Source organism: Hymenobacter seoulensis, from assembly GCF_054780535.1.
Genome location: NZ_BAAGWD010000001.1, coordinates 413,898 through 430,340, shown reverse-complemented (window position 1 = coordinate 430,340; position 16,443 = coordinate 413,898). Strand labels below are relative to the sequence as shown.

At 58.0% G+C, this 16,443-nt stretch carries 15 protein-coding genes; 8 read left to right on the top strand and 7 right to left on the bottom strand.

What is annotated here, in order from left to right; translation table 11 throughout:
- The first annotated feature begins 102 nt into the window (after positions 1 to 102).
- Positions 103 to 705, top strand: a complete 603-nt coding sequence (locus tag ACYVHC_RS01920) for a hypothetical protein (protein ID WP_460611969.1) — start codon at positions 103 to 105, stop codon at positions 703 to 705.
- Positions 706 to 1,001: 296 nt separating this feature from the next.
- On the opposite strand, the gene ACYVHC_RS01915 is transcribed toward ACYVHC_RS01920, so the two are convergent.
- Complete coding sequence (locus tag ACYVHC_RS01915; RefSeq protein WP_460611968.1) at positions 1,002 to 2,336, bottom strand: peptidoglycan DD-metalloendopeptidase family protein; 1,335 nt, start codon at positions 2,334 to 2,336, stop codon at positions 1,002 to 1,004.
- Positions 2,337 to 2,570: 234 nt separating this feature from the next.
- Between ACYVHC_RS01915 and ACYVHC_RS01910 the strand changes: the two genes are divergently transcribed.
- From ACYVHC_RS01910 to ACYVHC_RS01900, 3 genes are all read left to right on the top strand, one after another.
- Complete coding sequence (locus ACYVHC_RS01910; protein ID WP_460611967.1) at positions 2,571 to 3,425, top strand: hydroxymethylglutaryl-CoA lyase; 855 nt, start codon at positions 2,571 to 2,573, stop codon at positions 3,423 to 3,425.
- Positions 3,426 to 3,514: 89 nt separating this feature from the next.
- A complete protein-coding gene (locus ACYVHC_RS01905) occupies positions 3,515 to 4,252 on the top strand; it encodes a (Fe-S)-binding protein (protein ID WP_460611966.1) in 738 nt (245 codons plus the stop codon).
- Between the two features lie 175 nt (positions 4,253 to 4,427).
- Complete coding sequence (locus ACYVHC_RS01900; protein WP_460611965.1) at positions 4,428 to 5,006, top strand: hypothetical protein; 579 nt, start codon at positions 4,428 to 4,430, stop codon at positions 5,004 to 5,006.
- Between the two features lie 75 nt (positions 5,007 to 5,081).
- Here ACYVHC_RS01900 and dapA read toward each other — a convergent pair whose 3' ends face one another.
- On the bottom strand, positions 5,082 to 5,951 hold the full coding sequence (gene dapA / locus ACYVHC_RS01895) for a 4-hydroxy-tetrahydrodipicolinate synthase family protein (protein WP_460611964.1): 870 nt from the start codon (positions 5,949 to 5,951) through the stop codon (positions 5,082 to 5,084).
- Between the two features lie 125 nt (positions 5,952 to 6,076).
- Between dapA and ACYVHC_RS01890 the strand changes: the two genes are divergently transcribed.
- On the top strand, positions 6,077 to 7,006 hold the full coding sequence (locus ACYVHC_RS01890; RefSeq protein ID WP_460611963.1) for a polysaccharide deacetylase family protein: 930 nt from the start codon (positions 6,077 to 6,079) through the stop codon (positions 7,004 to 7,006).
- A 97-nt stretch (positions 7,007 to 7,103) separates the two neighbouring features.
- Here ACYVHC_RS01890 and ACYVHC_RS01885 read toward each other — a convergent pair whose 3' ends face one another.
- Positions 7,104 to 9,587, bottom strand: coding sequence for a glycosyltransferase family 2 protein (locus ACYVHC_RS01885; protein ID WP_460611962.1), 2,484 nt, complete (start codon positions 9,585 to 9,587; stop codon positions 7,104 to 7,106).
- Positions 9,588 to 9,788: 201 nt separating this feature from the next.
- On the opposite strand from ACYVHC_RS01885, the gene ACYVHC_RS01880 reads away from it, so the two are divergent.
- On the top strand, positions 9,789 to 11,192 hold the full coding sequence (locus ACYVHC_RS01880) for a glycoside hydrolase family 2 TIM barrel-domain containing protein (RefSeq protein ID WP_460611961.1): 1,404 nt from the start codon (positions 9,789 to 9,791) through the stop codon (positions 11,190 to 11,192).
- 19 nt (positions 11,193 to 11,211) lie between these two features.
- Here the strand turns inward: ACYVHC_RS01880 and ACYVHC_RS01875 are convergent, their stop codons facing one another.
- The 4 genes from ACYVHC_RS01875 to ACYVHC_RS01860 form a co-directional block, all read right to left on the bottom strand.
- A complete protein-coding gene (locus ACYVHC_RS01875) occupies positions 11,212 to 11,655 on the bottom strand; it encodes a rhodanese-like domain-containing protein (RefSeq protein WP_460611960.1) in 444 nt (147 codons plus the stop codon).
- Positions 11,656 to 11,730: 75 nt separating this feature from the next.
- Positions 11,731 to 13,881, bottom strand: coding sequence for an NAD-dependent DNA ligase LigA (gene ligA, locus ACYVHC_RS01870; protein ID WP_460611959.1), 2,151 nt, complete (start codon positions 13,879 to 13,881; stop codon positions 11,731 to 11,733).
- 218 nt (positions 13,882 to 14,099) lie between these two features.
- Positions 14,100 to 14,618: a DUF4920 domain-containing protein gene (locus ACYVHC_RS01865; RefSeq protein ID WP_460611958.1), complete on the bottom strand. Its 519-nt coding sequence runs from the start codon at positions 14,616 to 14,618 to the stop codon at positions 14,100 to 14,102.
- 42 nt (positions 14,619 to 14,660) lie between these two features.
- The gene (locus tag ACYVHC_RS01860) at positions 14,661 to 15,461 is read right to left on the bottom strand and encodes a TapB family protein (RefSeq protein WP_460611957.1); all 801 of its coding nucleotides are present in this window, start codon (positions 15,459 to 15,461) and stop codon (positions 14,661 to 14,663) included.
- Positions 15,462 to 15,733: 272 nt separating this feature from the next.
- Here ACYVHC_RS01860 and ACYVHC_RS01855 point away from each other — a divergent pair, with 272 nt between their 5' ends.
- Together ACYVHC_RS01855 and ACYVHC_RS01850 are read left to right on the top strand one after the other, a co-directional pair.
- Positions 15,734 to 15,967, top strand: coding sequence for a hypothetical protein (locus ACYVHC_RS01855; protein ID WP_460611956.1), 234 nt, complete (start codon positions 15,734 to 15,736; stop codon positions 15,965 to 15,967).
- Entirely contained in the window at positions 15,960 to 16,307 is a 348-nt protein-coding gene (locus ACYVHC_RS01850; protein ID WP_460611955.1) for a hypothetical protein, read from the top strand. The genes ACYVHC_RS01855 and ACYVHC_RS01850 overlap by 8 nt, the downstream gene beginning before the upstream one ends.
- Positions 16,308 to 16,443: the final 136 nt, after the last annotated feature.

Sequence of the window (16,443 nt, the reverse complement as noted above, 5' to 3'; positions counted from 1 at the left end):
CGCATTTTGGTAGGAAATCACCGGAATAGGATGCCTTATTCCGGGGCGTCGGTAGGTTTTGTATTTTGCCGAACTCAATTGAAGATGGCTGACTCCTCTTACATGAAAAAGTTTTTACTCCCCGCCTTCGGGGCTTGTTTCCTACTTCAGCTTTCGGGCTGTATTACCACCGAGCGCGAGGTAGGAACCTCCAAAAATTCGGACCGCGTATTTACGCCTACCCCTGAAGCCAACCGTGGCCGCGTGACCTCGCGCACAGTACTGCGGACGGTGAATGCCACTCGTAACTTCTCCAATACCAAGTCAAAAGACAACTTTGTGTTGCAGCTGCGCGGTACCAAAATAGCAACTTCGCAGGCCTATTTCATGATCATCAGTAGCGCTGGCGACACGCTGCGCAAAGAGATTATTCCGGCTACCGCACTTATTAATGAGCGCGATCTGCAGGACCCACAGACGGCTGCGGTGCGGGATAAGGAAATTGCCATTCTGCAGGGGATGAACAGCTTCTTCCGCGAAGACCGGTTTGTGCAGCCCGCCGTGCCCCGCTCGGCTACCCAGCCTGAGAATGTCGATGCGGAGTCTTGGAACTCAGTGCGCGAAGACAACCGCGCCGTAGGCTTCGACTACACTTCCACCGATGGGCGGGAGCGGCGGTTAGCTTATTCCAAGAAGCTAGGCCGGGCCGTAGTAATTGCGGAATAAGCCTTCCGTTTCAAGCCATCTTATAAAGAAAGAGCCGACTACTATGTAGCAGTCGGCTCTTTTTCTATTTCCAAAGAGTGCAAAAGAGGGGAGTGCGCTTTGAGGCGGTATGGGTAGGGTAAGTACAGTTGCGTGTAGCCAGCTATGGTGGACAGAAGAAAAGGAGCAGGGTCTCCGAGCCTGCTCCTTTTCCTGTACTCCAACTCACCGGGGCAAACCTACGAGGTGGTACATGAGCAAAGTATGAAGAACAGCATGCTTGCTGCAGTCCCTTTTGTTTACTAGGCACGCTCGGCTCAGGAAGCCACTACCGGCAGCCAACCAGTGCGGCCATTGGGCTGGCGTACCAGCCGGAAACCACCAAACTCACCCAACACGGCTACGTTGGTTTGCGCGGGTAGGGCTGCAATGGTTAGGGAATTAGCAAAGGGGCGGGCTCGCAAATCGGCAGGTGCCAGGAGGTTTTCGCTGCGCAAAGGGGTAGCAGTAAGCACCGCTTTGGCGGGCACGAAGCCTGTGCCACCGGCCGGCAGCTGTACCCGCAGCCACTCGGCAGTGGCGCCCAGCACTAGCAGCGGGGTTGGGCGGGTGGTGGTAGCGGCCGCTACGCCAGCCGCGGCTGGGGTGCGGCGCAGCGTCAGGCGCGATTCTTTAGCCCGTACCCACTGGCCCAGGCGCGTAGGCAATACCTTAGGGGCAGGCAACAACGCATCAGGGCGGCGCACAAATGGGAAGGGGTCCACGGCGCCGTTGCGGTACACGCCAAAATGCAGATGCGGCGCGGTGGTGCGGGCGTTCCCGGTATTGCCTACCAGGCCCAGCGTATCGCCGGGCTTCACGCGCTGACCGGGTTGCACTAGTTGCTTATCGAGGTGGGCATAGTACAGATGCTGACCGTGGTCGGTATCGGCCAGCCATACCACGCGGCCACCTAGCGGAGTTTCATTTACCCGCGTGATGTAGCCGTTGGCTGCTGCAATGGCGGGCGTTCCTCGCTGGGCAAAAATATCAATGCCTTCGTGCCGGCGGGCACCACCGTCGCGGGCCATTCCCCAGAAGGAGCCTACCGCCACGTCGTTTTTGCCTTTCACCGGAAAGCCCAGACTAGGCTCCCTCCGGATGCGAAGGGTGTAGCGGCCACCGCGCAAGAGCTCGGGCTGCACCCGTAGTATATGCTGGCGGTCAGCTTCGGCAACATAGCGGAAGGAGAGCGCCGCGGTATCGGCGGCAGCCAGGTGGCGAGGGGCTGCGCGGTCGGGACTTAGCTCGTAGGCATCAATAAAAACCTTGGGCGCTTGCGTACCCGGAGCCAGCACCAGACTGATATGAATGGTTTCGCCGGTTCGGACGGGGTAGCGCAGGCCCGTGGCTACGGCTCGGTCAGCGGGAAAAAAGCCGCTTTCCTGAAATGGAAGCTTTACCACCAACGAGTCGCGCAGGGCCTGGTCGGCGGCCCGGAGCCAGTCGCGGCCCAGCGCGGTTTCGGCTAGGCCGGCTTGTTTCAGCTTGCGGGCGTAGGCCTCATGTGGGGTGGATTTCTGAAAAACGGCCTGTAGCGTCTGGCTTTGACTACAAGCAGTAAGAAATAGGACGAAAAAAACGGCCGGCAGAGCGCGGAAGCGGAGCAGCATGGATGGGGGCTAGGGTATCAGGAAGTCGTAATAGGATAAACCCCAGTTAGAGGCTAGTAGTTCGATGTAAGTACAGGTACTAAACTGCAGCGCTGGCCTAGGCATCGGGTATAGCCAAAGTGGCGCGGTGATTCCAGCACGCCTTCTAGCTAACCGAATTGCCCTAGGCCAACGCATGGCCTCAACCTGCCTTCGGTTACCTTTACACGCTCCTACCCAACTTTACTACCCCCAATGCTGCACCTAACCGAATGCCCGCGTGATGCCATGCAAGGCTGGCCTACGTTTATTCCTACCGAGCAGAAAGTTGCCTACCTCACCCAATTGCTGCACGTCGGCTTCGATACGCTTGATTTTGGCTCCTTCGTTTCGCCCAAAGCTATTCCACAGCTGGCCGACACAGCCGAGGTGCTGGCAGGACTGGATGTATCTCAAACGAAAACCAAGCTGCTGGCTATTGTAGCCAATCTGCGCGGAGCTGAAACCGCCGCCCAGTATGCTCAGATTCAGTATATCGGCTTCCCGCTTTCGGTTTCCGAAACTTTTCAGCAGCGCAACACCAACAAAGGCATTGCCCAGGCTCTCGATGACGTGGCCCGCATGCAAGAGTTGTGTGCCCGCAGCGGGCAGCAGCAGGTGGTGTACCTGAGTATGGGCTTCGGCAACCCCTACGGCGACGCCTGGAGTCCGGCTGTGCTCGGCGAGTTCACCCAGAAGCTTGCTGACCTAGGCGTAGGTATTGTGGCTTTGTCCGACACCATTGGGGTTTCCACGCCGGCTACCATTGGCCCGGCCTTTCGGGAGCTGACGGCTGCTTTTTCCACTATTCGCTTCGGGGCTCACCTGCACACTACCCCGGCTACCTGGCGCGAGAAGGTGCAGGCGGCCTACGAGGCCGGCTGCCGACACTTTGATGGCGCTTTGGGCGGCTACGGCGGCTGTCCCATGGCGACCGATGAGCTGACCGGCAACATGCCCACTGAGCGCCTCCTGGAATTTGCCGCGGAGCAGGGGGTAGGGCCAGATCTGAATCAAGAGGCACTTGCTGAGGCCATGAGGCTAAACCAGCGCATTTTTATGGGCCATTAGGCTTACTTTGTAATGACGCGCTCGGGAAAGTATTTGTGAAGTGCTAGGCTTCACTACACGGCGCGCCCCGACTTTTACTTCTGCTTACTATGCCAGCCCCTCAAGTCGACTTGTTTATTCCTTGCTTTGTAGACCAACTCTTTCCGCACACAGCCATGAACATGGTGAAAGTGCTGGAGTCGGTGGGCTGCGAGGTGCATTACAATGCCAACCAAACCTGCTGCGGCCAGCCAGCCTACAATGCCGGTTATAAAGAGCAGAGCTGTGAGGTAGCCCGCAAATTTCTCGATGATTTCCCGACCGCGCAGGAGCGCTACATTGTAAGCCCTTCTGCTTCCTGCGTTGGCATGGTACGCAACACCTACGCCGATTTATTTGAAGGTACCCCCGATTCGGGTCGTTACCACGGCGTGCAGCGCCGCGCCTTTGAGCTTACCGAGTTTCTGGTGGATGTGCTAGGTATTACGTCCATCCCAAAGGCCAGCCTCACTGGCAAATACACCTACCACGATTCCTGTTCGGCCTTGCGCGAGTGCGGCATCCGGGAGGCTCCGCGCCAACTGCTTGATGCTATCAGCGGCTTAGAGCGCCTTGAAATGGCCGAAACCGAAACCTGCTGCGGCTTTGGTGGTACCTTCGCCGTGAAGTTCGAAGCCATTTCCGTGGCCATGGCCGAGCAAAAAGTGGAGCATGCCCTGGCCACCGGTGCCGACTACCTCATCAGCACCGATACGAGCTGCCTCATGCACCTAGACGCTTACATCCGCCGTGAGAAAAAGCCCATCAAAACCCTGCACGTAGCCGATGTGCTAGCTAGTGGGTGGTAACGTGTTACCAAGCTATAGTATGTGGATGCAAGCAGTATGCTGGCTTGGGTTTACCCTAGCCCTACTTTCCTGTCAAACCGAATCAAATCAAGACACTCAGGTTAATAAGAGGGCTGACGCGCTACCCAACCCCAAACAGGAAATATTTACCCGGAACAAACAGTTTATCTATCAGGTGAGCCATTTTGAAGGCCCTCGTGAAGTTGTAGATGACACGGTGATGCTGACTTCTACCGGCACCGTTTGGAAAATGGACTCCACGCAGAAGGAGATAGGGTGGAGCAGTGAAACCAAAGGTACCACAAGTAGCACCGGTGTAGAGGAAAGCGCAAGCGGCGTCTGGATACATCCGCCACGCTTTAATCAATATGCTATTTTGGAACTGAGTCCCTTCCCGGAAATACGGCAGCCGTTTAAAGTAGGGCAGGAGTGGGACTGGGAGCTGAGCGTGGGCTCGCACTGGTCGAACCCCGCCTGGGCAGTATGGGAAGGTGAAATGGTGGTGAAAACTCATTACACAGCCGTTGGCGAGCAAATAAGCACTACCCCTCTTGGACAGCTGAAGTGTGAGAAGGTAACGGCCATTTCCCGTTGCCGGGCGGGTACGGCTAGTCTGACTTTGCTGTTCCATCCGCAGTACGGTTTCGTTGAGCTTGATTACGTGAATATTGATGCCCGACGGATGAGGTTCCAGTTGCTGTCAGTGGGTATCCAAAATGAGTTTAATGGAGGCGCTTACTTTGGCCGACAATAAACCTGAATTAAATACAAAAGCACCGGCCGGCCCCATGTGGGGCCGGCCGGTGCTTTTAGATAATGCTTACTTAAGTTACAGCAGCTTTCCGATGCGCTCTTTTAAGCTCTCGGAGCCTTCTACCAGTGGTAAGCGCACGGCATCGGTGCACAGGCCTTGGGCGGCTAGGGCAGCTTTTACGCCAACGGGGTTGCTTTCCTCATACATCAGCGGGTTAAGGTCCGAGAACCCAAAAAGCAGTTCGCTGGCCGCTTTGAAGTCGCCGTTGAGGGCGTGGCGGGTCATGTCGGAGAAGCGGCGCGGGAAGGCATTGGCCAGCACCGAGATGATGCCTACGCTGCCGAAGCTGATAAGTGAAGTCGTCATCATATCATCTCCTGAAATCAGCAGGAAATCATCGGGTTTGGCGGCAGCAATGGCAATGCACTGCTCCAGGTTGCCGCTGGCTTCCTTGATACCAATGATGTTGGGGTGCGTGGCCAGCTCCAGCGTGGTAGCGGCCGTGAGGTTGGAGGCCGTGCGGCCGGGCACGTTGTACAAAATTACCGGCACCGGCGAGGCATCCGCAATCAGGCGGTAGTGGGCAATGATGCCGCGCTGGCTGGGCTTGTTGTAGTAAGGGCTGGCCGAAAGCAGCGCATCAACGCCGTTGAGGTCGGTTTGCTGAATGGTGCGCACTACGGCCGCCGTGTCGTTGCCCCCAATGCCGTATACCAGCGGCACGCGGCCGGCTGTATGCTCCTTGGCAACGCGCAGAATTTCTGCTTTCTCTTCGGTGGTGAGGGTAGGCGACTCGGCAGTAGTGCCGTTGATGACGAGGTATTCTACCCCACCTTCCAGGGTAAAGTCGATGAGGCGGCGCAGGGCCGGGTAGTCTACGGCGCGGTCGGGGGTAGGAGTAAAAGGAGTAACGAGAGCTACGCCAGTGCCACGGAGTTTGTCCATGCGGGAAATTAGCGGTTGATTTGTAGGAGGGAAGACCCGCAGCGAAGGTACAATGCCCGCGGCGAAGGTCAGCCCGTTTCTTTCAAAAGTACGGCATACCCTAGCCGGCCGCGTTATCTCCGTTCATGAAGCTTACCCATTACCCGTTGCTAGCGGCTGCCACCCTAGTAACTCTCGGCGCGCTGCCTGCTTGCAACGACGCCAAAAACGCTACCGCCGCCGAAACGGCCGCCAGCTCCACTGCCATTGCCGCTGACTCGGCCTCCACGGCTACTATCACCACGGCGGGCACGGCTACGGCTGCTAACACGGGCAACACCGGTAGCCCCGCCACCATTCCGGCCGATAAGCGCGCGGATGCCGCCGCCATTCTGGCCCGGCCGCAGGTGCCCATCCTGTGCTACCACCAGATTCGGGACTGGCGCGCCAAGGACTCGAAAGGCGCCAAAGATTACATTGTGCCCGTTGAGAAATTCAAGGAGCAGATCAAAATGCTGGCTGACTCTGGGTACCACACCATCCTGCCCGATCAGCTATATGCTTACCTGACTACCGGCGCGCCCCTGCCCAGTAAGCCCGTTATGCTGACCTTCGACGACACCGACCTCGACCAGTTCACCGTAGCCCGCCCCACCCTGGATAAGTATGGCTTCAAGGCCGTGTACTTTATCATGACGGTGAGCCTAGGCCGCCCGAACTACATGAGCAAGGCGCAGGTAAAGCAGCTTTCGGATGAAGGCAACGTTATCGGCTCGCATACCTGGGACCACCACAACGTGAAAAAGTACCAGGGCAATGATTGGGTAACGCAGATTGAGAAGCCCACTAAGCAGCTGGAAGAAATTACGGGTAAGAAAATCAATTACTTCGCTTACCCCTTCGGCCTCTGGAATCCCGAGGCAATTCCGGAGCTGAAGAAGCGCGGCATGGACGCTGCCTTCGTGCTGGCCGAAAAGCGCGACCAGCAGGATCCGCTCTTCACTATCCGGCGCATTATTGCCAGCGGCTACTGGACTCCCCGCACCTTGCACAACAACATGGTGCAGAGCTTCTAGCCTCGTTTTCTTCTTAAACCAAGCGGCCCCACCCGATATAGTATCGGGTGGGGCCGCTTGGTTTATACTGGACGTTGCGCACAAAAAAGCTGCTAGGCTAATGGACAGGGGTAACCGAAACTACTTCGTTGTTGGTGGAAGGCAGGCCGAAAATCAGGGCCTTAATCTCGGGGTAAGTGTGGGTCAGATACTGCGCTTGTATTTGGAGAGCCTGCTTCGGTTTAGAAGGGGCCATCAGGATAATAGGCTTGCTATTGAACTCAGCCCGCTCGGCCAGCTGCATGCGCAGTGTTTTGTATTTCTGGATGGCCTGATCAGCAGGGCCTGCTCCGGAGCTCAAATAGTCGGCGGCAATCCACTCGGTGTAGGCTGCGCCGGGGAAATAGGCGGCTACGGAATCGGGGCGGGGAGGCGTCCAGACCCATACGGCGCTGGTATCGCCGGAGGCCCGAAAGTTGCTTACCAGCTGTTGCCAGGCAGTGCGGTAAGCCGTGGGGGTAGTAGCCTGAAGAATCGGCCGAAGTAGTATGGGCCGGTTGCGCTCCCGAAGTTTAGCTACGCTCTGCTGCCAGACTGCCCGCGCATCTTTGCCGTTTTGTACCTCCCAGCTCAGCATCGGTAAGCTGCCCTGCGCATCAAGTTTCTCTAGCGTTGCCAGATCTACTTGCGGCGGACTACTTGGTGCGAGCCGAACTTCTACTACTTCAGGAGCGGTGCTGGCCGTTGACTGGGCTGGTGGGGCTAGGGAGGCAGGCCACATAGTAGAAGCCGGCGAGGCAGCCATACCCACACGCACCTTGCCAACTCCCGTCCGAACCCAGATAAGGGCATCGGAGGGGGAGGTTTGACGTAGCCAGAAGCCTAGTCCGAGGCTAATGAGGGAGTGGGTAGTGAACAGAAAAAAGGCAATGAAAACGGCTGCCGTCCGGAGGCGGGGTAGTAATTGGTTTGCCCGCTCCGTAACCAGTTGCTCGGCCTTCAGCAAAAGCCAGCGCCAACGGCGGCGGGAGGTAGCTAAATCAACGAGGCGTTGCAGCAGATCATGCTGCGCCATAAGCACCGAGGCCAGCAGAATACCCGCATTCGACATGGCAATGGCCATCATCAGCAGGGCGTATGGCGTTTGGGTAACGTAGTGCGCGTAGCGCGCAGCCGCCACGGATAAGCCCGCCAGCAACAGATTGGGCAAGCTCAGCTGCCACTCATTGCCAGTGCGGCCTTCCTTAGGCGTTGGAATGTAGGGCACGCACACCCGCAGCAGGGTGTACACCAGGCCCAGGCAATAAATCCACCACGTACCAATGCGCAGGAACCCGCCGGCCAGGTGTAGGCCGGCTTCCTGGGGCTCGCGCAGCCAGCGCTGGGCATTGTAGCGGATCAGCAACGAAATCATCAGCACCGGCGTGAGGTGCAGCGCAAACTGGGGCAATGATAAGTGCCAGGGAAACTCTATCAGCACCAACGAGGCAATGGGCACCCCAATATCAATCAGGGTAACCACTCCGGAAAAGAAGTACAGCGGCAGTGTGAGGTAGTGAAGCTTCTGGCGCCAGGTAAAGCGCGTAAACAGGCGCGGGTACACATGCAGCAGTAGCTCAAAGCTGCCGCGGGCCCATTTTAGCTGTTGGGCAAAGTAGGCAGCCAGGGAGGAAGGTACTAGGCCCCGGCTTACAATCACCGGCACGTACACTGATTTCCAGCCTTGGGCATGCAGGCGCATGGCCGTATGCATATCTTCCGTTAGGCCGGCGGCGTGGCCCCCAATGCTGTCGAGGGCAGTGCGGCGGAAGGTACAGTTTGCCCCAATGGCCTGGGCGGTGTTGTAGCTGTTCATGCCCATCATCAGAGGGCCGTAGAAATGGTAGGTCTGCTCAGCCGCACCCAACGCAACCAGGCTTTCGTGCTGATTACCGTAGGCCTGCACTACCTGAGCGTACCCCACTTCCGGATCAGCGAAGTACGGCACTACCTTGTCCAGGAAATCGGGGGTAGGAACATGGTCGGGGTCGAGGACTACGCACAGCTCACCAGTGGCTTGTCGCAGAGCATTATTGATGTTGCCGGCTTTGGCATCTACCTTCACCTGGCGCGTAACGTGCACCACGCCCAGCGTAGCACACACCTCACGCAGATACGGGTCGTTGCCTTCGTCGCAGAGGTAGCTGGTGTGCGGGTACGTGATGGCCTGCATGGCCGTGAGCGTGCGCACAATCATTTCGCGCGGCTCGCCGGGGCAGGCAGTCGTGAGTATATCAACGGTGTATACATGATCCGGCTGGGCCGGCGCCACGGGCTCACTTACCTGCACGTAGTGGTACCACTCGTGCAGCATACGCAGCAGCTTGAAGCCCAACGAAACCGTCAGGAGCCAGAACAGGGGCGGATACCCGATGTGGTCGGAATCGGCAAACCACCACACAAAATGAATAGTCAGCAGTAATCCAATAACTACCAATACCCGCATCTGCGGTACCCGTCCAGCCAGGGCGTGCCCAACGGGTTTTGTAAGCAGTGCGTCGGCTTTCTGTCGCTTGGCTGGTGCTTTTGCGTCTGCGGCAATAGGTAGTTCAGGCGGCATCATAGCGTGTGTGGACTATGAAAAAGGGAGGGGCGTGGGCAAAAACAGAGGCGTAATCAAAGGCAACTAAGTAGAACTTAGATTACGATGGTAATGCACGTTAAGGCAATCATATCATACCAATGGTACAACAAATTTATAGAAAATATTAACTTTTTTATTTTTATTATGCAATTCGATTCGAGGCCTTACTTACCCTTATCAATGCTTCTTCGCTACTCTTCTATCCTCTTCTGGCTTCTTAGTGGTGGCTTGCTTTCGTCCTGCCGAGAAACTGCCACCAACAGCTCTGCCAAGGCAGCGGCAACACCGCCGCCGGGCGTGGTGCCGGTTAAGATTGTGCAAACCAGTAAGGGCTACCAATTGCTACGGGGCGGCAAGCCCTACATAATAAAAGGCGCCGCTGGGCTGCAACAGATTGAGCGCATAAAGGAGCTAGGGGGCAACTCTTTGCGCCTGTACACCACTAATTACGCCGATGCCATTCTAGATAAAGCCCAGCAGCAGGGCCTGACGGTTATGTTGGGGGTGTGGATGAAGCCCGAGTATGAGGACTTCGATTACTTTGACCGAAAAGCCGTTCAGCAGCAGCAGCAGGAAATTCGGGAGCAGGTGCTGCGCTACCGCAACCATCCGGCCCTGCTGATGTGGAACGTAGGCAATGAGCTAGACAACCACACCAGCAACCCTCGGGCGTTTCAGGCGCTGAATGAGGTGGCGCGCATGATTCATGAGCTGGATCCCTACCATCCCGTCACAACTACCCTGACCAGCAACTTCAACATGGTGTCGGCGGTAGTAAACTTCTGCCCCGATCTGGATGTGCTGACCGTGAATATATTTGGGGGGCTGGATAAGTTAAAGGAGAAACTGCGCAAGGATAACTGGACGGGCCCTTATATAGTAGGTGAGTTTGGGGCGCGGGGCTGGTGGGAAGCGCCCAAAACCGCCTGGAAAGCGCCCCTCGACCAAAGCAGCCAGGTTAAAGCCGAGTACATGCGCACCCGCTTCGAGAAAAGCGTGAGGGGGGAGCCCGACTACTGCCTGGGGGCCTACGTTCTGTACTGGGGGCAGCGCTTCGAGCAGACGGATATGTGGTTCAGCCTGTTTAACACCAACGGCGAGAAAACGGCTATGGTGGACATGGTGCACTATTTATGGACCGGCAAATCTATGCCCAACCAAGCGCCCCGCCTGACAATGCTGCGGTTGGCTGGCCTAGCGCCCCGGCTTAGCACCTCTGTGCGGCCCGGCGCCAGCTACCTGGCCACCGTGCGGGCCCACGATCCGGAGGGCGACCCGCTGCGGCTGGAGTGGCAGGTGGTACCCGATGTAGACGAAAACTTCGTGCTGCCCCAGAACCGCACCGGCACTGAACCTCTGAAAGGCGCCATATTATCGGCCAAGGGCGAGCAGGCCCTCATTAAGGCACCCGCGAAAAAAGGTCCTTACCGCTTGCTGGTGACGGCCTATGATGGCCAGGGCAGTATTGCCACGCACAGTTACCCGTTCTATGTGGGCACGTTCACGAAGGAAGATTTAGAAATGCTGAAGGAAGGCAGCTTCAAGAAAAAAGCCGCCCTAGTACATACTAGCGCGGCTTTGTAAGCAAACGGTTGGGCCAGGCTTATTCGGTTTTTAGCCCGCCTTCTTTCAAAGCCTGAAAAGCACCGGCATTCACAACTTTCTGGAAGCCTTTCTCTTGCATGAGCACGGCGGCTTTACCGCTGCGGTTACCCGAGGCGCAATACAACACATAGGTTTGCTTGGGGTCAAGCAGGGCCACTTGCTGCGCAAAATCAGGCGCCCGGAAGTCGAGGTTGCGGGCGCCGGCTACGTGGCCGCTGGCAAACTCTTCGGGTGTGCGTACATCCAGCAGTACGGTGCCAGGCTGAGCTAGCTGCTGTTGCACTGCCGCCGGGGCCGTTACCGGAACTGCTTGCGCCGCCGGAGGGAGCAGCGCCCTGGACTGGTGTGCCGGCACCGGTTTGGCAGTACTAGGGGTAGTTTGGGCTGAAACCGTCAGCGAAGCAGTCAGCAGGCTTCCGAGAAAAAACAGACGTAGTAGCATAGCAGGGAGAAGTAGGTGACAGTCAATCGGTTTCAGGCGGAACAAGCGCCGCCCGAAAGTAGTTGCCCTGTTTGCTTAGAACAAGGAGCCTTGTTGGCCGGGCTTGGGCACTCTAGTGGGGGTAGCGGCCGAGGGGTTTGTGGCCACTGTGGGGCTAGTAGCAAGGGCCGGCTCCTGGGTGGCTGCTTCAGCCGAAGCATCAAAAGGCGTGGGGAGCATGGCCATCAGTTCATTTTCGCTGATGATGGGCACTTTCAGCTCCGTGGCTTTTTCGCGTTTGGCGGGCCCCATTTTGTCGCCGGCCACCAGGTAGCTGAGCTTCTTGCTGATGCTGCCGGTAATTTTGCCGCCGTTCTGCTGAATCAGGTATTGGAGCTCGTCGCGGCTGTGCTGCTCAAACACGCCCGAAAGCACAAACGTGAGGCCGGCCAGCCGGTCGCTTTGGGGCTGCGGGGCTTCGCCGGTGAGGGCGAGTTGCACGCCAGCCGCTCGCAGACCTTCAATCAACTGCTGATTCTGTGGCTCCTGAAACCACGCCGCCACCGACTCGGCAATGACGCCACCTACTTCGGGCACGGCTGCCAGCTCCGTGGCAGTAGCTGCCCCAATGGCCTCAATGGTACGGTAGTGCGCCGCCAGCTTCTCCGCCACCGTTTCGCCCACGTAGCGGATGCCCAGGCCAAACAGCACCCGATCAAAGGGAACCTGCCGGCTTTGCTCTAGACCCGCTACTAGGCGCTGCACCGATTTTTCGCCCATCCTATCCAGCTGGGCTAGCTCCGCGGCTTTGGCTGGCAAGCTGTACAGGCTGGCCGCGTCGGTTACGAGGCTCAGGTCGAAAAAGCGCCCCACTGTTTCGGCCCCTAAGCCGTCAATGTTCATGGCCTTGCGCGACACGAAGTGCTCTAGCTTGGCTTTGCGTTGCGGCGGGCAGCCCCGGTCGTTGGGACAGCGGAAGTGCGCCTCGCCCTCAGGCCGAATAAGTGGGGTGCCGCAGGCTGGGCAAGCTGTGGGGTACACAATGGGCCGGCTGTCGGCGGGGCGGCTGGCTACATCAACACCGGTAATCTTCGGAATGATTTCGCCGCCTTTTTCCACGAACACCAAGTCGCCGAGGCGTAGGTCGAGGGCCGCAATTTGGTTGGCGTTGTGCACGGAGGCGCGCTTTACCACGGTCCCGGCCAGCGGAACCGGGTCGAGGAGGGCGACGGGCGTCACGGCGCCGGTGCGGCCCACTTGGTACTGAATGGCGTTGAGACGGGTGCGGGCGGCCTCAGCGGGGTACTTATAGGCAATGGCCCAACGCGGACTTTTGGCCGTGAAGCCCAGCAGCTCCTGCTGCCGAAAATCATCTACCTTAATTACAATACCATCGGTAGCGACTGGGAGCGTAAAGCGCTTTTTGTCCCATTCGTGCACGAAATCCAGCACCTCTTCAATGGTGTTGCACAGCCGCCACGTGTCTGAAACGGGTAGGCCCCACGTGCTAAGTGCGGCCAGTGAGGCGCTGTGGGTCGGGAACATGCTGCGGCCCGGCATCAGGAAAGAGTAGGCGTAGAAGCGCAGCCGGCGCGCCGAAACCAAAGCCGAATCTTGGAGCTTGAGGGCGCCGCTAGCCGCGTTACGGGGGTTGGCCAGCAGGGCTTCGCCGTTGGCTTCGCGCTCTTGGTTTAGCTCCGCAAATACCGGCAGGGGCATAAATATCTCGCCGCGTACTTCAAATTCAGCGGGCTGCTGGGGGCCAGCTGGGCGCAGGTGCAGGGGCAGGTTCCGGATGGTGCGCACGTTGCTGGTTACCACGTCGCCGCGGGTGCCGTCGCCGCGCGTCACGCCTTGCGTCAGCTGGCCATCCTGGTAGGTTAGGCTCATGGCCACGCCATCAAACTTCAGCTCGCACACATAGGAAACGCCGGAGCCTTCGAGGCCGCGCCGCACGCGTTCATCAAACTCGCGCAGGTCAGCCTCGGAGTAGGTATTGCCCAGGCTCAGCATGGGGTAGCGGTGCTCTGCCGTGGGGAACTGCTTGGTGATGGTGCCGCCCACGCGCTGGGTGGGAGAGTTGGGGTGCGCAAATTCAGGATACTGCTTTTCCAGGGCACTGAGCTGGGCCAGCATATGGTCGAACTCCTGGTCCGACACCTCCGAAATATCGCGCTGGTAGTATTGGTAGTTCAGATGATGAAGCCGCTCGGTGAGGGCCGTAATCTGCTGCTGAATATCGGACATGAGAGAAACGCTAGGGCCCGCTGGGCCGGAAGGCACCGACGGGCAATGGTTCTGCAAGCTACGAATTGAAGCGGGGCCGAAGTTGCGCTTTGCCGCATTTTACTAGGTCCTATTCTGCTCCAAACCTCACCGTAAGCGGAAGGGATGCGCAAAAAAAAGCCCAGCCGCTCGGGCCAGGCTTTTACTAGGTATTATAAGAGGCTGAACCGACCTGAACCTTAGTTGTCGGCTACCAGCACGCCATCGGCCTCAAAATTAAGCTGCTGCTCGGGCTGGGTAATGGCGGCTATTTCCTGCTTGGTTTTGCCGGCATCCTGGGCGTAGTGGCGCAAGTCCTCTACGGGCACGGTTTCGCGGTGCGCCCATCCGTTAATGACTATCGTTTTGCCGGTTATATCCTTCGGAACGAAAAACGCATATTCCTTAAACCGCACGCGCATCTCCTTGCCTTCCGGAGTTTTCATGGTCAGCCAGCAGCCCTTAGCTTGGCACACGGCGTCGGCTTTCCCAATCAGCTTCACCTGCGCCGAGTCTTGCGTGCCGAGCACCGTATTGAGTGCCGAAAGCGGCTGGGCACCCTCGGCCGTGATGGCGGTACCGTAGGTTTTGCCGGTCAGCTGGACCGGGGCAGCGGTTTCAGAAGCGGTGGTGGCGGCAGTCGTGGTTTCAGTGGACGGCTGGCAGGCCGTGAACGAGAGCAGCAGGCTGGCTAGCGCAAGGGTTGGAAAGGATGACATAACAGGAAAGGCAAAAGGCAACGAAGGATTTACCTGCTCAACTTACGATTTTTTGCTTTTCTCTTTGGTGGGCATGGTTGGGCTGGCGGCCCCAGCGGCATTAATAGCCGTCAGCAGACGCACCTGCGCCAGTTTGCCCTTCTTGTCATAGATTTCCGTTTTCACTAGGCCCACCGCCGGCGAGTAGTAATCTACCACCTTCACCACGCTGCGCATCACCATATCGGCGCGGGCGGCCGTGGAGCTTTCGCGCTCAGCTTCTACTTTGTAGCACTGGAAGGTGCCGGCCGGGGTCGTAATGGTTTCGGTGCCCGTTACGCGGCGCTTGCGCACCATGGCGTGCACTTTGGCAATATCAACCGCCGTGCTGCTAACCTGTACGGAAACTCCTCCGCTGGGCAGCTCGCTCCCCACGGTCGGTTGGTTGGGCCAGGCCAGCGGCACTGGCTCAAAAACAAAGCGCCGGTCGCGGAAGGAGCGGAGGCTTTCCGGGTTCAGCTCCGAGAGGCCATCGGTAAAGCTAGTGTCCTGGCGGCACCGAAACGTGAGGTCCTGCAGGTGCAGCAGCTTTTGTTTAGTATCGTAGGTGCCGCTTTTCAGCAGCACGGTGGTAGTGGTAACGGTTTGCTTCTTGTTCTGCTCGGAGCCCAGACTGACCACGTGGTTGCGCAGGGTGCCTGCCGCTTTGCCATCGGCGTTCTGGAGTTGGTAAACCAGCTCCATTTTATCATAGAGGCCAAACGGGTGACCGCAGTCAATAACGGGGGCGGGAGTTTGGGCCAGGAGAGCCGGAGCGCTCAAGGCCAGCAGCAGGGTAGCCGGAATGGTAGGTGAAAACCGCATGCGGAAGGAAGTAAAAAACAGATCAGCCGTTGGTGGCTGCATACGCAAACTGTTGTGTTTAGATACTAGCCTGGCAGCTGAAACGAGCCCATATGGGCTGCTACGGTGTTCTTGCCAGCAGCTTGCTGTAACTTGCCCCGGGGTTGGCCGTTTGCAGCAGGGTAGTGGCCGGGCTTGGTAGCTAAGCATGAGCTAGCAACTACCGGGCCCATTCCCTGCTTTCGGGCCAGCCGCTACATAAGGTTATTATTCACTACTAGCATACTCTCCTGATGCCAGAACAACCTACTTCCTGGGCCGATACGGCCGCTTCCTTGCTATCCAAACTTTCCGGCGGCGTAGAGCTAGCCCTCAATTTCGAGCAGATGGAGCTGCAAGTGCCCAACCCGCAGCATCCGAACACGCCCACCACGTGGCGCCTGAATGGCTCACTGCGCATTCGTACCCGGGGCGAAAACCCGCCGTCAGGTACTTTGCCTCCCGCAACGCCTGGCAACCTTGGCTAAGGGCCTGGATATAGAGGCCCGGCTGGTTATTACGTTTGATGGCGACGACATTCAGGTAGCGGGGGCCGGAGGGTATCTCATCATCAACATGCCCAGCCAGCGCGTGCTCGATAAGCTAACCAGCGGCCCGCCCAAAGACCCCAATGCTCCGCCCAAACCGAAAAACCCCAACGCCCTCGATCCGCTGCAACAGCTCAACGACCTGGCCAACCAACTGGGCCTAGTCCTCGACTTGCGCGTAGCGGGCAAAACCCACGTCACCTTTGGAGCAGGCCGCACCCCCAAAATCACTATGAATGCGGTGCTGGGCAAAATAGGCTCCTTCTTCAGGGGCATTTGACCGCTATACAGAAAGCAGCCTGAAAAAAGGTGTTGAGCTCCTGCCGGATACGCACGTTTTGGCCCGAAAAACGCACGTATCTGGCAGGAGTTTTTGCGTACATTGCTGGAAGGCCCTAGTGCTTTGCCAACCTTGC

Excerpts from the sequence above, each read along its gene's own strand:
- ACYVHC_RS01885 (WP_460611962.1), bottom strand. The coding sequence starts at position 9,587 with ATGATGCCGCCTGAACTACCTATTGCCGCAGACGCAAAAGCACCAGCC.
- ligA (WP_460611959.1), bottom strand. The coding sequence starts at position 13,881 with ATGTCCGATATTCAGCAGCAGATTACGGCCCTCACCGAGCGGCTTCAT.
- ACYVHC_RS01915 (WP_460611968.1), bottom strand. The coding sequence starts at position 2,336 with ATGCTGCTCCGCTTCCGCGCTCTGCCGGCCGTTTTTTTCGTCCTATTT.
- ACYVHC_RS01890 (WP_460611963.1), top strand. The coding sequence starts at position 6,077 with ATGAAGCTTACCCATTACCCGTTGCTAGCGGCTGCCACCCTAGTAACT.
- ACYVHC_RS01855 (WP_460611956.1), top strand. The coding sequence starts at position 15,734 with ATGCCAGAACAACCTACTTCCTGGGCCGATACGGCCGCTTCCTTGCTA.
- ACYVHC_RS01875 (WP_460611960.1), bottom strand. The coding sequence starts at position 11,655 with ATGCTACTACGTCTGTTTTTTCTCGGAAGCCTGCTGACTGCTTCGCTG.
- ACYVHC_RS01865 (WP_460611958.1), bottom strand. The coding sequence starts at position 14,618 with ATGTCATCCTTTCCAACCCTTGCGCTAGCCAGCCTGCTGCTCTCGTTC.
- ACYVHC_RS01910 (WP_460611967.1), top strand. The coding sequence starts at position 2,571 with ATGCTGCACCTAACCGAATGCCCGCGTGATGCCATGCAAGGCTGGCCT.
- ACYVHC_RS01905 (WP_460611966.1), top strand. The coding sequence starts at position 3,515 with ATGCCAGCCCCTCAAGTCGACTTGTTTATTCCTTGCTTTGTAGACCAA.
- ACYVHC_RS01860 (WP_460611957.1), bottom strand. The coding sequence starts at position 15,461 with ATGCGGTTTTCACCTACCATTCCGGCTACCCTGCTGCTGGCCTTGAGC.
- dapA (WP_460611964.1), bottom strand. The coding sequence starts at position 5,951 with ATGGACAAACTCCGTGGCACTGGCGTAGCTCTCGTTACTCCTTTTACT.
- ACYVHC_RS01880 (WP_460611961.1), top strand. The coding sequence starts at position 9,789 with ATGCTTCTTCGCTACTCTTCTATCCTCTTCTGGCTTCTTAGTGGTGGC.
- ACYVHC_RS01920 (WP_460611969.1), top strand. The coding sequence starts at position 103 with ATGAAAAAGTTTTTACTCCCCGCCTTCGGGGCTTGTTTCCTACTTCAG.